General features: G+C 39.6%; 12 protein-coding genes. 10 read left to right on the top strand and 2 right to left on the bottom strand.

The window, feature by feature from the left end; genetic code table 11:
* Positions 1–275: 275 nt before the first annotated feature.
* The 7 genes from ACZ11_RS26305 to ACZ11_RS11640 all read left to right on the top strand — a co-directional run bounded on the left by ACZ11_RS26305 (position 276) and on the right by ACZ11_RS11640 (position 8,792).
* Complete coding sequence (locus ACZ11_RS26305) at positions 276–434, top strand: hypothetical protein (RefSeq protein WP_161804457.1); 159 nt, start codon at positions 276–278, stop codon at positions 432–434.
* Positions 435–918: 484 nt separating this feature from the next.
* Positions 919–1,077, top strand: a complete 159-nt coding sequence (locus ACZ11_RS26300) for a hypothetical protein (protein WP_161804457.1) — start codon at positions 919–921, stop codon at positions 1,075–1,077.
* Positions 1,078–3,175: 2,098 nt separating this feature from the next.
* Positions 3,176–3,595 carry a MarR family winged helix-turn-helix transcriptional regulator gene (locus ACZ11_RS11660; protein ID WP_049666241.1) on the top strand — a complete coding sequence of 140 codons (420 nt, stop codon included), beginning with the start codon at positions 3,176–3,178 and terminating at the stop codon, positions 3,593–3,595.
* Between the two features lie 12 nt (positions 3,596–3,607).
* A complete protein-coding gene (locus ACZ11_RS11655; protein ID WP_049666239.1) occupies positions 3,608–4,807 on the top strand; it encodes an MFS transporter in 1,200 nt (399 codons plus the stop codon).
* Between the two features lie 162 nt (positions 4,808–4,969).
* Positions 4,970–5,836, top strand: coding sequence for an iron uptake system protein EfeO (efeO, locus tag ACZ11_RS11650; protein WP_049666238.1), 867 nt, complete (start codon positions 4,970–4,972; stop codon positions 5,834–5,836).
* Between the two features lie 6 nt (positions 5,837–5,842).
* Positions 5,843–7,102, top strand: a complete 1,260-nt coding sequence (gene efeB, locus ACZ11_RS11645) for an iron uptake transporter deferrochelatase/peroxidase subunit (protein WP_049666236.1) — start codon at positions 5,843–5,845, stop codon at positions 7,100–7,102.
* Positions 7,077–8,792, top strand: a complete 1,716-nt coding sequence (locus ACZ11_RS11640) for an FTR1 family iron permease (protein WP_049666233.1) — start codon at positions 7,077–7,079, stop codon at positions 8,790–8,792. The genes efeB and ACZ11_RS11640 overlap by 26 nt, the downstream gene beginning before the upstream one ends.
* Before the next feature lie 70 nt (positions 8,793–8,862).
* On the opposite strand, the gene ACZ11_RS11635 is transcribed toward ACZ11_RS11640, so the two are convergent.
* Entirely contained in the window at positions 8,863–9,153 is a 291-nt protein-coding gene (locus ACZ11_RS11635; RefSeq protein WP_049666231.1) for a hypothetical protein, read from the bottom strand.
* Positions 9,154–9,824: 671 nt separating this feature from the next.
* Here ACZ11_RS11635 and ACZ11_RS11630 point away from each other — a divergent pair.
* Both ACZ11_RS11630 and ACZ11_RS11620 read left to right on the top strand, forming a co-directional pair.
* Entirely contained in the window at positions 9,825–14,297 is a 4,473-nt protein-coding gene (locus tag ACZ11_RS11630; protein ID WP_049666228.1) for an endonuclease, read from the top strand.
* Between the two features lie 554 nt (positions 14,298–14,851).
* Positions 14,852–15,064, top strand: a complete 213-nt coding sequence (locus ACZ11_RS11620) for a hypothetical protein (RefSeq protein WP_049666222.1) — start codon at positions 14,852–14,854, stop codon at positions 15,062–15,064.
* 367 nt (positions 15,065–15,431) lie between these two features.
* Here ACZ11_RS11620 and ACZ11_RS11615 read toward each other — a convergent pair whose 3' ends face one another.
* Positions 15,432–16,301 (bottom strand): pentapeptide repeat-containing protein, encoded by an 870-nt coding sequence (locus ACZ11_RS11615; protein ID WP_049666220.1) that lies wholly within the window; start codon positions 16,299–16,301, stop codon positions 15,432–15,434.
* A gap of 193 nt (positions 16,302–16,494) precedes the next feature.
* Between ACZ11_RS11615 and ACZ11_RS11610 the strand changes: the two genes are divergently transcribed.
* Complete coding sequence (locus ACZ11_RS11610; protein ID WP_049666218.1) at positions 16,495–17,127, top strand: TetR/AcrR family transcriptional regulator; 633 nt, start codon at positions 16,495–16,497, stop codon at positions 17,125–17,127.
* Positions 17,128–17,220: the final 93 nt, after the last annotated feature.

Genomic DNA, 17,220 nt, shown 5'->3' with positions numbered 1-17,220 from the left:
AGATAGAAATAGGAGAATGCTGGATAGAGCCCGCTCAAAGCCGGGATAGGAAGCGGAGAATGCAGGATAGTGTCCGCTCAAAGTCGTGGATAGAAAGACGAGAAAGCTGGATAGAGCGCTCCAAATCGTGGATAGAAAGCGGGGAATGCTGGATAGAGCCCGCTCAAAGTCGGGATAGAAAGCGGGGAATGCTGGATAGAGCCCGCTCAAAGTCGGGATAGGAAGCGGAGAGTGCTGGATAGTGTCCGCTCAAAGTCGTGGATAGGAGGACGAAAATGCTGGAAAGAGAGCTCAAAATCGTGGATAGAAAGAGGAGAATGCTGGATAGAACGCTCAAAATCGTGGATAGGAGGATGAAAATGATGGATAGCTCGCTCATAATCGTAGATAGAAATAGGAGAATGCTGGATAGAGCCCGCTCAAAGTCGGGATAGGAAGCGGAGAATGCAGGATAGTGTCCGCTCAAAGTCGTGGATAGAAAGACGAGAAAGCTGGATAGAGCGCTCCAAATCGCGGATAGAAAGCGGGGAATGCTGGATAGAGCCCGCTCAAAGTCGGGATAGGAAGCGGAGAATGCAGGATAGTGTCCGCTCAAAGTCGTGGATAGAAAGACGAGAAAGCTGGATAGAGCGCTCCAAATCGCGGATAGAAAGCGGGGAATGCTGGATAGAGCCCGCTCAAAGTCGGGATAGGAAGCGGAGAATGCAGGATAGTGTCCGCTCAAAGTCGTGGATAGAAAGACGAGAAAGCTGGATAGAGCGCTCCAAATCGTGGATAGAAAGCGGGGAATGCTGGATAGAGCCCGCTCAAAGTCGGGATAGAAAGCGGGGAATGCTGGATAGAGCCCGCTCAAAGTCGGGATAGGAAGCGGAGAGTGCTGGATAGTGTCCGCTCAAAGTCGTGGATAGGAGGACGAAAATGCTGGAAAGAGAGCTCAAAATCGTGGATAGAAAGAGGAGAATGCTGGATAGAACGCTCAAAATCGTGGATAGGAGGATGAAAATGATGGATAGCTCGCTCATAATCGTAGATAGAAATAGGAGAATGCTGGATAGAGCCCGCTCAAAGTCGGGATAGGAAGCGGAGAATGCAGGATAGTGTCCGCTCAAAGTCGTGGATAGGAAGCGGAGAGTGCTGGATAGTGTCCGCTCAAAGTCGTGGATAGAAAGACGGGAATGCTGGATAGAGCGGTCCATATCGTGGATAGGAAGCCGAGAATGCTGGATAGCTCGGTCCAAATCGTGGATAGGTAGCCGAGAATGCTGGATAGCTCGGTCCAAATCGTGGATAGGTAGCCGAGAATGCTGGATAGCTCGGTCCAAATCGTGGATAGGTAGCCGAGAATGCTGGATAGCTCGGTCCAAATCGTGGATAGGTAGCCGAGAATGCTGGATAGCTCGGTCCAAATCGTGGATAGGTAGCCGAGAATGCTGGATAGCTCGGTCCAAATCGTGGATAGGTAGCCGAGAATGCTGGATAGCTCGGTCCAAATCGTGGATAGGTAGCCGAGAATGCTGGATAGCTCGGTCCAAATCGTGGATAGGTAGCCGAGAATGCTGGATAGCTCGGTCCAAATCGTGGATAGGTAGCCGAGAATGCTGGATAGCTCGGTCCAAATCGTGGATAGGTAGCCGAGAATGCTGGATAGCTCGGTCCAAATCGTGGATAGGTAGCCGAGAATGCTGGATAGCTCGGTCCAAATCGTGGATAGGTAGCCGAGAATGCTGGATAGCTCGGTCCAAATCGTGGATAGGTAGCCGAGAATGCTGGATAGCTCGGTCCAAATCGTGGATAGGTAGCCGAGAATGCTGGATAGCTCGGTCCAAATCGTGGATAGGTAGCCGAGAATGCTGGATAGCTCGGTCCAAATCGTGGATAGGTAGCCGAGAATGCTGGATAGCTCGGTCCAAATCGTGGATAGGTAGCCGAGAATGCTGGATAGCTCGGTCCAAATCGTGGATAGGTAGCCGAGAATGCTGGATAGCTCGGTCCAAATCGTGGATAGGTAGCCGAGAATGCTGGATAGCTCGGTCCAAATCGTGGATAGGTAGCCGAGAATGCTGGATAGCTCGGTCCAAATCGTGGATAGGTAGCCGAGAATGCTGGATAGCTCGGTCCAAATCGTGGATAGGTAGCCGAGAATGCTGGATAGCTCGGTCCAAATCGTGGATAGGTAGCCGAGAATGCTGGATAGCTCGGTCCAAATCGTGGATAGGTAGCCGAGAATGCTGGATAGCTCGGTCCAAATCGTGGATAGGTAGCCGAGAATGCTGGATAGCTCGGTCCAAATCGTGGATAGGTAGCCGAGAATGCTGGATAGCTCGGTCCAAATCGTGGATAGGTAGCCGAGAATGCTGGATAGCTCGGTCCAAATCGTGGATAGGTAGCCGAGAATGCTGGATAGCTCGGTCCAAATCGTGGATAGGTAGCCGAGAATGCTGGATAGCTCGGTCCAAATCGTGGATAGGTAGCCGAGAATGCTGGATAGCTCGGTCCAAATCGTGGATAGGTAGCCGAGAATGCTGGATAGCTCGGTCCAAATCGTGGATAGGTAGCCGAGAATGCTGGATAGCTCGGTCCAAATCGTGGATAGGTAGCCGAGAATGCTGGATAGCTCGGTCCAAATCGTGGATAGGTAGCCGAGAATGCTGGATAGCTCGGTCCAAATCGTGGATAGGTAGCCGAGAATGCTGGATAGCTCGGTCCAAATCGTGGATAGGTAGCCGAGAATGCTGGATAGCTCGGTCCAAATCGTGGATAGGTAGCCGAGAATGCTGGATAGCTCGGTCCAAATCGTGGATAGGTAGCCGAGAATGCTGGATAGCTCGGTCCAAATCGTGGATAGGTAGCCGAGAATGCTGGATAGCTCGGTCCAAATCGTGGATAGGTAGCCGAGAATGCTGGATAGCTCGGTCCAAATCGTGGATAGGAAGCCGATAAAGATGGATAGCTCGGTCCAAATCGTGGATAGAAAGCTGAGAAAGATGGATAACGATCATAATCATGGATAGAAAGCCGGAAATGATGGATAGTCCGCTCAAAATCATGGATTGCGAGTCGAAAATACTGGAAAGACCGTCCAAAATGCAGGACTTCTCGCTTATTCCCTACTAGACAAATACGCTTTACAAGCGTATAGTTAGCTAGGCTAACTAATATAAAAGGAGTGGTAACTTTGACGATTGAACAAGAATTTTTTAATCAGTACCGCTTAATGTACAGACCGTTTATCAATCAAGTAAATGTGCTGCTAGAGAAATATCAGTTATTTAGTTCTCAATGGGCTCTTCTTCGATTATTGAAGGATAAAGGGTCACATACATTTGTGGACATTGCGAATTTTATGTTTATTGAAAAGCCGAGTGTGACAAGGCTTGTTCAAAAGCTTGTGGAGCTTGGCTATGTGGAAACGGTAGCTGGTAGGGATAAGCGTGAGAAGCTTGTGCAATTAACGGCTAATGGTGAAGAGATTGTGCAAGAAATTCAGGCACAGTTAAAGCCATTTTTTGAACAGGCACTCGCAGGGGTATCAAAGCAGGAAATTGAAATTGCGACACAAGTTTTAGCGAATATTTGTGCAAACATCAATCGGTAGGAGAGGGAAAAAGTGGAAGCACCTAGACAAAAACTTTGGACGAAGGACTTTTTAATCGTCTCACTTATTAACTTTACCATTACATTAATTTTTTATTTATTAATGGTTACAATTGCAGGCTATGCGGTTGAGCATTTTGGGGCATCAACTAGTACGGCAGGGCTTGTATCGAGTATTTTTATTATTGGTACTTTATTTGGCCGTCTGGGAACAGGACGTATTATTGGAGATTGGGGTAGCAAAAAAACATTATTTTGTGGATTATTATTGTTTATGCTATCAACGATGTCTTATTTTATCGCGACGAATTTGCCGCTTTTAATGATCAATCGTTTAGTACAAGGGATTGCACTTGGGATGGCAAGTACGGCGACAGGAACAATTATTGCACAAATTTTACCGCCTGAGCGTCGGGGAGAGGGTATTGGTTATTACAGCTTAAGTGCTATTTTAGCAACGGCTATTGGACCTTTTATAGGTATTCTTTTAACACAGCTATTTGAAGATTATCGGATGATTTTTGCTGTTGATTCCGTATTAGCTATTGTTTGCTTTTTAATGTATTTCATCGTTTCAGTTCCAGATGCACCGAAGAAGGCCAAAGAAATGGCTGAGAAAGCAGGCTTTAAGTTAAGCAATTTTATCGAAATGCGCGCTTTGCCAATTGCTTTTGTGGCGCTCGTTATTGGCTTTGCCTACTCAGGGGTTATGTCATTTATGACGTTTTACGCGAAAGAGCTTGATTTGGTTGCGGCGGGAAGTTATTTCTTTATTATATATGCAATTGTTATTTTAGCGACACGCCCATTTACAGGGAAATTATTAGATACTAGAGGTGCGAACATTATAATCTATCCATGTCTAGTCATTTTTGCGATCGGTATGTATGCCTTTAGTTCGGCAACAAGTAGTGTTGTCTTTTTACTAGCTGCTGCTTGCATAGGAATTGGTTATGGCAATTTCAATTCAGTAGCGCAAGCAATAGCCATTAAGGTTACACCAAATGAGCGTTTAGGACTTGCGACATCGACATATTTTATTTTATATGATTTAGGTTTAGGTGTTGGTCCTTATTTCTTAGGATTCTTCGTTCCGACTTCGGGGTACAGCGCCATTTTCTTCGCAATGGTATTCGTTATTTTAGTGTCAATTGTGCTTTATTATTTCTTATATGGAAAATATGAATATAAAAAACAAGCGAAAATTTCATAGTTTATAATCATTATATTGTAGAAAAAACGATATTTTACTAGTTTTTTAAATATATCAACTAGAAAATGTCGTTTTTTTCTTTAAATAAAAATACTTCTTGCAATCGGTGATGATAATCATTATCATTCTCAATATAAACTATTTCGGAAGTAGGTACTTTGCATGAAAAAAACATCATTATTGTCAGTATTAGTTGCAGGGGGCATTCTTATGACTGGCTGTGGCAATACAGATGAAGCTAAAAAAGAAGATAAGCCTGCAACAGAGCAAGCAGAAAAAACTACAAAAGTTGATTTATCCGCTGAATTAACAGCCTATCAAAAATTTGCGTTAGAGCAGATGGATCAATTCTTAATAGAAACAGAAAAATTTGTGAACGCATTTAAAGCCGGTGACATCGAAAAAGCAAAAGCAGCATATGCACCAGCACGTATGTATTTTGAACGTTCAGAGCCAATCGCTGAGAGCTTCGGTGACCTTGACCCACGTATTGACGGTCGTTTGGCTGATATTCAAGAAGAAGGTAAGGGCGAAGAAGAATGGACTGGCTATCATAAGCTTGAACATGCGCTTTGGGTAGAAAATAAAACTGCAGGCTACGAGGCAATTGCAGATCAATTACTAGCAGACGCAAAAGAATTACACGCTTTAGTTCAAACTGTAGAAGTAACACCAGATTTAATGATTACAGGTGCGGTTGATTTATTAAATGAAGTATCAACATCTAAAATCACTGGTGAAGAAGAAATCTATTCTCATACTGACCTTTATGACTTTAAAGCTAACATCGAAGGCGCAGAAAAAATCTTTGAAATCCTACGTCCGAAATTAGAAGCGAAAGATAAAGACTTAGTAGCTACATTAGATGAAAAATTCAAAGCAGTAGATGATTTATTGGCAAAACATGCAACAGCTGATGGCGGATATGTTTCTTACGAAGAATTAACAGAAGAAAACACAAAAGCGCTTGCAGCAGCAGTAAATCAACTTGGAGAACCATTAAGCCAAATGGGTATCATTTTGGAGTGATAATAAATGACAGTGTCAAATGATGAAAAATGGATCGATAAAAAAATATCAAGACGTGACATGTTAAAGCTAACAGGTATCGGAGCAGCTGGTATAGCTATCGGAGCCTCTGGCTTAGGTGGTGTTATGAAAGTAATGGGCTATGATGTGTTTGAGCCTGTTGCAGATAGCACGACAGCAGTTAACAAAGTTGATTTCTATGGAAAACATCAATCTGGCATTATTACACCAGTTCAAACAAATATTTATTTTGCTTCTTTAGATGTTTTATTTACATCAAAGAAAGAACTACAAGAGTTGTTCAAACAATGGACACCTCTTGTTGTACGTTTAATGAATGGTGAATTAATGGTAGATTTAACAACAAATACTAGAGTGCCAACAGGAGATACAGGTGAAGCGGAGGGCTTAGATGCTTCAAATTTATCGATTACGATAGGTGTAGGACCATCTTTGTTTGATAAGCTTGGAATCAAGCATTTGAAGCCTGAGGAATTAAAAGACTTACCTCATTTCCCAAAGGATCAGTTACAAAAAGAATTTACTGGTGGAGATCTTTGTATTCAAGCATGTGCGGATGACCCACAGGTGGCATTCCACGCAGTACGTAATTTAGTTCGTGCAGCATCTGGAAAGGTAGAAATTAAATGGTCACAGGCAGGATTTAACTCATTCCCAGCTGGCGGAGGCTCACCTAGAAATTTATTTGCATTCAAGGATGGTACGGTGAATCCATCGAGTACCGATGAAAAAGATTTAAATAAAGTAGTATGGGTAGATAAAGGTTGGCTAAAAGGCGGCTCTTATTTAGTTGCCCGTAAAATTCAGATGCATCTTGAAACATGGGATCGTACATCGTTAAAAGATCAGGAGGCAACTTTTGGTCGTTATCGCGATAGTGGTGCACCTTTTGGTAAAAAGAAAGAGTTCGATAATTTCGATGTAGAGGCGAAAGATAGCAACGGTGAGTATATTATGCCGGATACTTCACATGTACATTTAGCACGTAAATCTGGTGCGCGTATTTTACGTCGTTCTTACTCTTATGCATCAGGTGTTATGACGAATACAGGTGCGCATGATGCGGGACTCCTGTTTATTTCTTTTCAAAAAGACCCGGCCCAATTTACAACAGTCCAAAATAGCTTAGGACGTATGGATAAAATGAATGAGTACATTACCCATCGAGGCAGCGCAGTGTTTGCTTGCTTACCTGGAGTATCAAAGGGGAGTTATGTAGGTGAAGCACTTTTTAACGCGCTGTAGTTTAGTAGTTTGCTTGTTATTGGCACTTGCTGTACCAGTGCAGGCAGCGCAATCATATAGTCAGTTGTATATTTCAATAAGTGATGCACTGATGAATACGAAGCAGGACAAAGAAGCTGAGGCAGAACATGCCCTTGAACAATTTGCCACAGACTGGGCGTCGGTCACATCTGAGCAAAAGGACGCAAAAGAAAAAGTGGACGAAATTCTTGCGCAAGCAGTTGAAGCTACATCTAAGGATGAACGTTTAAAGGCACTATCTGACTTGTCAAATGCCTTACGTGCATTAGAAAAACTTGAGAATCCTGTAGATGAAGCGGCGCAGCGAGCAGAATTTGGCACGAAATTTAAACCCGTATTGAAAGCATTTGAAGATGCCTTAGCAAGTGGGGATATAACTACAATCGACGCAGCATATAAGGATTTTAATGCGAAGTGGAAAAAAATTGAACGCCCTGTACGTGAGCAAAGCATTGCGATGTACGGACAAATTGAAACACAGATGGCCTTTATCCGAATTTCACTTGCTTCCGAAAAGCCCGATGTAGTCTTAATGCAATCTCAATATGCAGAATTAAAACAAACGATTGAGGATTTTGTAGCAGGTAATGATACGGCGAAGGTTGTTGAAGGTGAGTATTCTTTAGCAACATTAGTCGCTTATATTGACGAGGCGAATGATTTTATCGATGCAGGTGACTATAAAGCAGCTTCTGATAAAATTCGAGAGTTCATTAAAATATGGCCAAGTGTAGAGATTGATATTTCAACACGTAACGGCAGTCTTTATACAAAAATTGAAAGTGATATGCCGATCCTCGTTAGTGACTTATTGAAGTCTAACGTCGATGCCAAAGCTATTAAAAGTAAGCTTGATACTTTCCGCACAGAAATTGAACTGATCCAAGGTGACTCAGATTATACTCTGTGGGATGCAGCATTAATCTTACTGCGAGAGGGCTTAGAGGCACTGCTCATTATTATGGCATTAGTATCGTTCTTAGAGAAATCTGGACAAAAAACAATGCGCAAATGGATATATGTTGGTGCATTTGTAGGGATCTTACTATCTGCGGTAGCAGCTGTTTTAATGTCGACACTTTTCCAATCTGCGACAATTGATACAAGCCGAGAGCTGATGGAAGGTTATATTGGTTTACTAGCTGCTGCAATGATGATTGGAGTTGGTATTTGGCTCCATAGTAAATCAAGTGTGACAAGCTGGAATCGCTATATCTCCAAACAAATGGGCAATGCAATCTCTAGTGGTTCGGTATTTGCGATGGCAGCTATTAGCTTCCTATCCGTCTTCCGTGAAGGGGCAGAAACACTTGTCTTCTACGCAGGAATTGCACCTAAAATGGAGACATCTCAATTTGTGCTAGGTATCGTAGTAGCAATTTTAATATTAGCTATTTTTGCATTTGTGTTATTTAAAGCAAGTGGAAAAATTCCAATTCATAAATTTTTCGCAGTGGCAACGGTGTTAATTTATGTGCTGGCATTTAAAATTATTGGTGTCAGTCTGCATACATTGCAGCTAAGAGATTCCGTATCAACAACAATTGTTGATGGCTTGCCAGTTGTCAGCATCATTGGTTTCTATCCAACTGTAGAAACAATGATAGGACAAGCGATATTACTTTTACTTGTAGTAGCTACGATCATTTATAAAAAGAAACAAAAATAATATTAGAGGGGCAGATGAATATATTTTCATCTGCCTTTTATTTTGTAGAAAGACTATTATGTCAATGAAATTACGGTGTGTCACCTGCAATAAGGAAACACTCTTGCGCAAAATGTAGGGTTAGTTTCCGTTGCGGCTGTGCACTTTCGTGGGGGAATCCGATGAACCGTTTTTGTTGCTGCTGACGCTTCGTTAACACTCCGCTTTCGCGCAGATAAAACATTGTTGCTGACGCTTCGCTTTCGCACAGAAAACAACCGCTGCGCTGTAGAGTCTCATAATCACTTATCTTGAGTAATAATAAACAAATAGAAGCTCTGAATTTAGAAGTGGATGTAGCAGGTACATGTACAATTTCCAAAATGTACGTATCAATCTCCTGATACAGCACTTCAACATTTTTAAAACCTTTTTTAGTTTAAGAAAGTATAAAATAGTAGTAAGAAAGAAATAGTCTCTTGACCATTAATTGGTTAAGAGACTATTTTTCTTGATGTAAATGTAATTTGCCCGTTCTTTTATAGTTAGGTAAATCGGGTGAGTGTCAAATTTTGTTTATTTGTTAAAATTATGTTATAAATCGTTAAACTCCCTATAGTAGATGTGTTTTTCTATTATTACAATTCATTAACATAATTTAAATACTATAAAAATAGTGAATTAATAATAATATGTTTACATATATATGTAATGGGAGAATGTGTTTTAAATAGTTCGACTATTTACGACATGTCGTATGCGATAAAAGTCGTCTGTACGGTATCTGCCCAAACGGAAAGCCTAGATAAGGTGAAATAGCAATGATAGATTTACTTTGTGTTAATGCATTCAAACGACACACAGGCGCGAATCTAAACAATATTGCTAGAAAGGTGACAGCAGTTAAGGAGGTTAGAGCCAATAAACAACAGAAGGACACCAAGCATTAGTTGATTTCATTAAGGGCGCATAATTCCCGATTCCGGACGCAATTATGACAGGGCATAATTGATAAAAACTATCATTCTTAAAATTGAAAGGAGAATTTACTAGATGTCAAAGAAGAATTGGAAGAAGCCGATAAATGCCTTTTTAGCAACAACTTTAATTGCAAGTATTGCCGCACCAGTAGCACCCATTACTGTAAATGCTGAAACCCTTGCAAAGGATTTAATCATTTCAGAGTATATTGAGGGAAGTTCCTTTAATAAAGCAATTGAAATATATAATGGTACAGGCACCGCGGTTGACCTAAGTAATTATACGCTAGAGCTTCATACGAACGGAGAAGCAACCGCGAAGAATAAAGTGAGTCTGACAGGTACTCTAGAAAATGGGGCTACCTATGTTTTATACCATAAAGATGCAAATCCAAACATTAAAGCAAAAGGAAATCTAGAAAACATAACTGTTATAAATTTCAATGGAAATGATCCAGTCGTATTAAGGAAATCTGGTGAAATAGTCGATTCCATTGGACAAGTAGGTTCTTCAGCAGATTTTGCTAAAGATGTAACTTTAGTAAGAAAGGCTTCAGTCTTGACGGGTGATACAAATATTAATGATCCATTTAATTCAGCATCAGAATGGAATTCATTTTCAGTAGATGATTTCTCCAATTTAGGGCAACACGTAATGGATAACGATTCAGGTGAGCCTGTTGACCCCGAAGCACCGGCAATTCTTTCAATTGGAGATGCTCGAAATAAAGGTGAAGGTGAAACGGTCACTATCAAAGGTAGAGTTGTAGCGGGCTTGAAAAATACGTTCTCGGTCCAAGATGATACAGGTGGTATTGCCGTAAGACCTACTAGTCTAGCTATGTCTGTCGGAGATGAAGTTACTTTAAAAGGAAAGTTAGTTGACTATCGAGGGTTACTACAATTAGATGGTGCTACAATCGTTGAAAAAGTTGAAAATGCTGGTGTACCTTCTCCAAAGGTAGTAACAGGAGCTCAAGTAAACGAGGATAGCGAATCACAGCTAGTAACAGTGAATAATGTTACTCTTACAGATGTTCAGCAAGGGGCTGGATGGGCAAACTTTACTGCAAATGACGGAACGAATTTCCTCGTACGAGATGAAACAAATTCGCTGGGATTAACTGTCGGTACAAACTATGAATCTATCACTGGGATTGTTCAACAGTTCGATACAGACTATCAAGTCATTCCTCGATCAAAAGAAGATATCATAGAGGATAGTTCAGCACTAAAACCTGCTATCGCATCTCCTGGAAGTGGGACGTTTGTTGGGAAAACAACAATTACCTTAACAACACCGACGGCAAATGCAGAAATTTATTACACAGTAGATGGCACGGAACCAACTGATAAAAGTATTAAATATGAGACACCAATTGAGATTAGCAAAAATACTACTTTAAAAACAATAGTTAAAGCTAAAGATGGCACATACAGTGAAATAACTACATTTGATTATACCTTTGCAGATAAATTACAAATTCATGATATTCAAGGTGCAGGGCATGCTTCAACATTTGATGGGAAGACAGTTGAAGGAATTGAAGGAATCGTAACTTATTCATTTACGTTAAATAATAATTGGTATTATACGATTCAAACGCCAGATGAATTGGCTGATAATGATCCAAATACTTCTGAAGGAATTTTTCTGTACAGTGGCAATAAACCATGGCCAGTAAAGGTAGGGGATTTAGTATCTGTTAAAGGTAAAGTAAGCGAATATGCTTACGATGGCTATGATGACAGGCAGAAAACAGATTTAAAAACTACACAAATTAATGTGCGTAACGATCAAAATGGGAAAGTAGAAGTACTTAAAAGTAGTGTAGCATTACCAAAAGCAATTAATATTGATAAGTTAAAAATGTCTTTTAGTAAAATAGACAGTGATCAGCTTGGCATTTTTAATCCAACAATCGACGCTATTGATTTTTGGGAAAGTATTGAAGGTATGAGAGTAGAAGTTGGCAACGTGAAAGCGGTAGCGCCACAGGAGCATGGAGATTTAGTAACGGTACTTGAGGATGAACCAACAAACACCATTCACGGTGGGGTATTGTATGAGAAAGATAATGCAAATCCAAACAGAGTTCAATTCCGATTAGAACCGAATGGAGCTGCACGTGATTTTGAGGTTGCTACAGGTGATAAATTTAAAGGGCCAATTACAGGAATCGTAGGCTATTCCTATCAAAACTTTAAAATCTATGCTTCTTTAGATGAAATGAAGGCAGCATATGAAAAAGGAAATACATCACCAGAGAGAACAAAAATAGTAAAGGCAGAAGATAAGCTAACAATTGCCTCGTATAATTTGGAGAACTTCTCTAATAACAAAACTTCTACTACTGATGATAAAGCGAAAAAACTAGCAAGAGCAATTGGTATTGATATGGGTAGCCCTGATATTGTTGGTGTTACAGAGGTACAGGATAATAACGGGCCATCAGCTGGAGATTCCAAAGCGGATCAAAGTTACAAAAGACTAATTGACGCTATTAAAGGTGTAGGTGGTGTCGAGTATCAATATGTTAATATCGATCCAATTAACAATCAAGACGGTGGAGCACCAGATGCGAATATTCGAGTTGGCTTCCTTTATAATCCAGAGCGAGTGAAGCTGAAGGAAGGTATGCTAGCAGGAGATGCTACAACAGCTGTTGGTTATCAAGATGGAAAATTAACACTGAACCCTGGTCGAATTGACCCAAACAACGAAGCGTTTAATAGTAGCCGCAAACCTTTAGCAGCACAATTTGAATTCCAAGATGAAGATGTAGTTGTTATCGCAAATCATTGGAATTCAAAAACAGGAGATACTCCTTTATTTGGTGCGATTCAGCCTCCACAGTATGGAAGTGAAGCACAACGTAAAAAAATCGCCAACATCGTTAATAATTTTGTTGGGGATATTAAAACAAAAAATCCTGATGCCAATATTGTATCTTTAGGTGATTTTAATGATTATCAATTTGCGGATTCGCTTAAAATCCATGAAGGTCAATTAATGACAAATATGATTAATAAAGTAGAAGCCTCTGATCGTTACACATATGTATTTCAAGGGAACTCACAAGTATTAGACCATATTTTAGTGTCAAACAATCTGGCAGAGAAAACGGATGTTGATATTCTTCATATTAATGCGGATTTTACGGACATGGCTGGCCGTGCAAGTGACCATGATCCTGTAATGGTTCAAATAGATGTTAATAAACCAACAGTTGAACCCATTAAGCCTGAAATAGTATATGACTATAAGAACTTCAAAAAGAACAAATTGACAATAAATAAACCTAGTGTAGCAGTACATCTAGACGCTCAATCTGTTATTCCAAAAGGTGTGTTCCTTAAAGGTGCCTATGCGGAGCTACATGGAGAAGGCTTTAAGACGACTGATGTTATTCTTAGCCCAGCGAAAGCAGGGATGATTATTGACCTTAAAGGCACTACCGTGAAATCACTCACAATTGAAGGTGCAAAAGTAAGTGAAATAAGAGGCGCTGAAAATTTAGATTTAAAATCGATCATATATACAAAGGGTGCAGCTCCTGAGCAAATTAAATTTACAAATTCGAAGGGGAAACCAATTGTGGATCCATCTGTGCCTGCAGAAAACAATCAACCAATAATTCAAAATCCGATTTCAAATAAAACTGTAGCTGTAGGAGAAGAAATTAAAATTGATTTAACAAATCATTTTTCCGATCCTGATGGTGATGAACTTTCATTTACGGCTACAAAAGGCACTATCAATGGAAAGGTTCTAACACTCAATTTAGCTGAGGGTAGTCATATTGTTGGCGTTACAGCATCTGATGGAAAGAAAAGTGTCACTACAAGTTTTAGTGTTACAGTGATTGCTAATGATTATTATGCAGGTGCCTATAACAAGGAAGGTCAAGCGCTAAAAAAGGCTCTTCATGATATCATTTCTGAACAAAAGGTACTTTCTTATGATGATGTTTGGAATGCATTGAAGTATACAGATGAAGATCCTTCTAATCCGAGTAATGTCATTTTATTTTACTCTGGTAAATCTAGTTCAAAAACAAACAGTGGTGGTAATGTAGGGAACTGGAACCGAGAGCATACGTGGGCAAAATCACATGGTAACTTTGGGACAAGCAATGGACCCGGAACAGATATCCATCACTTACGCCCAACCGATGTACAAGTTAATAGCTCAAGAGGAAATTTAGACTTTGACAATGGTGGCAGTCCAGTGGCTGGCTGTAATGGTTGCTTGAAAGATTCAGATTCATTCGAACCACCTAATCGTGTAAAAGGTGATGTAGCACGTATACTATTATATATGGCAACTCGCTATGAGGCTGGAGATAAGGTGGATCTTGAATTAAATGACAAAGTCAATAATGGAACAGCTCCTTACCACGGTAAACTTTCGGTTCTATTACAATGGCACAAACAAGATCCTGTAGATGAATATGAAAAACAAAGAAATGAAAGAATTTACGAAATCCAAGGAAATCGAAATCCGTTTATAGACCATCCTGAATGGGTGGAGAAGATTTGGTAAGTTAATAAATATATCTATAGAAGATTACTAAAAACGCCACTTCAAGGATTAATTTGAAGTGGCGTTTGCAATTATATTTTGCAATGAATCGTGAGCATACCGAAGCGGATTTAAACTAACGGTGGAGGTTTCTTAGATAAGCATAAATGGTGTATTATTGTATGAGGAGGATGAATATGGTAAAAATTATAAAGAAAAATATACAATATTCGCTTATTTTTTTCATACTGTTTATTACATTTCAATGGTTATTTCGTGATGACATTCAATGGGGCCAAATTATTGGAATATCAATTTTATATTTCCTTTTTAATATATTTTACGATTGGGTAAAAATACCCTATAAATGGAAGAATGGATAATATTATTTGAGTCTTTTTCGAATAGGTTTATTAATCTTAAAACTGTTACGGTAGATAACTCAAAGTTGCGAAAGCGAAGCGACAGCAACAACACATGACTGAGTGACCTATATCAAGTTGGCCAAAAGCCGAGGCATAGTTGATTAGAAAAATTTCTCGTTAGTTAAGAAAAGCAAGATAGGGGGAATGAAAATGGATAGTGTCAAACACGGTAATGAAAGTAACGAAATCTACAGTTACAGAATCTACAATATTTTGGCGTATATTATCGCTATTCTATTTTCACCATTATTAGGGGTGATTATGGGAATTATAGGTGTAACACAGCGTAAGAAAAATGCTTGGAGTATTGTTATTATTTCAATTCTTAGTTGGGCTCTGAATTTATTCGTAATTAATTTATAAATGCAACTATACTGAAATAGGGATTGTATATTCATTGGGTGCAATTTTCATAATAATTTTTTAGCTCCAACAATCTAAAGGACTTGTACATATTACAACTCATACACGTTAGTCCTTTTGTCCCGTTGTTCACTTACAGGAACGTTTCTACATCTTCATATGCTTTGAACAGTCAAAGCTGTAGTTATGATTGAATCAACGCTCACAAGTGCTACAGCTGCTTTGAATACTTCTGTGGTCTTAATCAAACTTTTTTACAAATAACGGTGTTAGCCGTTTAAAATACCATACATTTTTAAGTAGACAAAATAGAATTTATCTACAGTCAGAAGGGCAAATGAATTACGTTCATCTGCCCTTTCTCATGTTAGTCAACCCAATAAGAAGGACGTTTTAGGTGGGAGGGTAGTTTTGTTTGATGATTGCCTTGTGCTGAATTAATTTGCATTTGAGTTAAAAACATACTCGTTGAAAGGTCTGCGCCACGTAAATTTGCGTCACGTAAATCTGCGCCAATAAAATCAACCCCTCTTAAATCTGCATTTTGTAGATTGGCAGCAATTAAATAAGATCCTCTAAGATCAGTTGCTCTTAAATCCTTGCCCTTTAAATTTTTCCCAATCCAATCGACTCCTCTATAATCATACTTTCGATGTTTTTTTTGATTATCAGTTTTTTTGATTAGGCTATGGCGAATTTGTTCACTTGTTTCTAACAGTAAACTATTTACTGGCAATCGAAAATTAGGTATATCTATTGCTAGTAAAGCATCAGCTTCTAGCTCTGTTGCACGCTGTAGCTGTTCTAATTGTATTTGTAGCTTGTTAAATAGGGATGAATTAACCTTATACGATATTGCCTCTGCTACGTAGGCAATCATTTCATAAAGTTGGTCCATAATCGGAAAGACACGAAACATTTTCTCAGAAGTTTCAGGGTGTTGTCGCCAGTCTTGTCCGTGGAAGGTTGTTTGTGAAACCTTTTGTCCAGCTCCTAAACAATCAAAAACTGTACATCCTTTAAACCCTTGATCTCTAAGTTTACTATGAATTTGACAGCTAAAATCTGATTGTAGATTAGGGCAAGGTGTCCCAGCTGCTTTATTAATGGCAAAGTCGCTAGAAGCAGCAATATTTAAAGCCGTGCAGCATAGACCAAAACAACTTTGACAATCTGCCTGTAAACTTTCACGTATCTTTTTTCCCATTGTATAATCCATTTTTTGTACTTCTGACATTTTAGATTTCCTCTCAACATATATACTTCTTACATTTAATTCTATCATTTAAAATGAATAAGAGGATATTTTTGCATGTGAGATTTCAATAAATTGATAGTTTTTTACAAAATCGGAACAGCCTATTGACAATTTATTGTAAAATGCTATAATTTTTATCGACAGACTGTCGGTCTAGTTAGGGGGAGTAAAAATGAGAAAAGAAGCGATGGAGCGCAGAAACGAAATACTTGATGCGGCTGATGAGCTTTTCGGTCAAAAGGGCTTTGATGGCACAAGTACTAACGATATTCTCGAAAAGGTCGGAATTGCACGGGGTACGTTGTATTATCACTTCAAGTCGAAGGAAGATATTATGGATGCGCTAATTGAACGATATAATACTCAAATTTTAGGCTCTGCAAAAGAAATTGCCTCAAATAAAAACATACCCGTTCACGAGCGTATTGTCCGTGTTGTGATGGCACTAAACATAAGTGGCGGAAACGGTAAAGAAATTATTGACCATATACATAAGCCTCAAAACGCGCTTATGCATCAGAAAATACAAAAGGTCATCATTAACGGTCTGCCACCGATATTGACGGAAATAATCCGTGAGGGTATTGAGCAAGGACTATTTAGTACGCCATATCCGTATGAATGTATGGAAATGATTGTGGCTTATACGAATACTGTTTTTGATGATGATATGGTAGATCTAACAGATGAAGAGCGTGCTGCACGTATACCAGCTTTTATTTTCAACGTAGAAAGACTGCTCGGTGTCGAAAGCGGAAGTCTTATGTACATGATGAAGATGTTTGGCAACGGAGGTGAGGATTGAGGAATTGGAAACGACGGTGGTTAATTCTGAGGATTCTTCAGAAGGTTTTTCTGCAAAAGTCGGGAAAGCTCATTTCAGCAAAGGAAGTGGGCT

Source organism: Lysinibacillus xylanilyticus, assembly GCF_001183605.1.
GTDB classification, from domain to species: Bacteria; Bacillota; Bacilli; order Bacillales_A; family Planococcaceae; genus Lysinibacillus; species Lysinibacillus xylanilyticus.
The sequence above is the reverse complement of the archived record's forward strand: the minus strand, read 5'-3'. Positions and strand labels throughout refer to the sequence as shown.

Coding starts and splice junctions, on each gene's coding strand:
- efeB (WP_049666236.1), top strand. CDS start 5,843: ATGACAGTGTCAAATGATGAAAAATGGATCGATAAAAAAATATCAAGA.
- efeO (WP_049666238.1), top strand. CDS start 4,970: ATGAAAAAAACATCATTATTGTCAGTATTAGTTGCAGGGGGCATTCTT.
- ACZ11_RS26300 (WP_161804457.1), top strand. CDS start 919: ATGCTGGAAAGAGAGCTCAAAATCGTGGATAGAAAGAGGAGAATGCTG.
- ACZ11_RS11610 (WP_049666218.1), top strand. CDS start 16,495: ATGAGAAAAGAAGCGATGGAGCGCAGAAACGAAATACTTGATGCGGCT.
- ACZ11_RS11615 (WP_049666220.1), bottom strand. CDS start 16,301: ATGTCAGAAGTACAAAAAATGGATTATACAATGGGAAAAAAGATACGT.
- ACZ11_RS11630 (WP_049666228.1), top strand. CDS start 9,825: ATGTCAAAGAAGAATTGGAAGAAGCCGATAAATGCCTTTTTAGCAACA.
- ACZ11_RS11620 (WP_049666222.1), top strand. CDS start 14,852: ATGGATAGTGTCAAACACGGTAATGAAAGTAACGAAATCTACAGTTAC.
- ACZ11_RS26305 (WP_161804457.1), top strand. CDS start 276: ATGCTGGAAAGAGAGCTCAAAATCGTGGATAGAAAGAGGAGAATGCTG.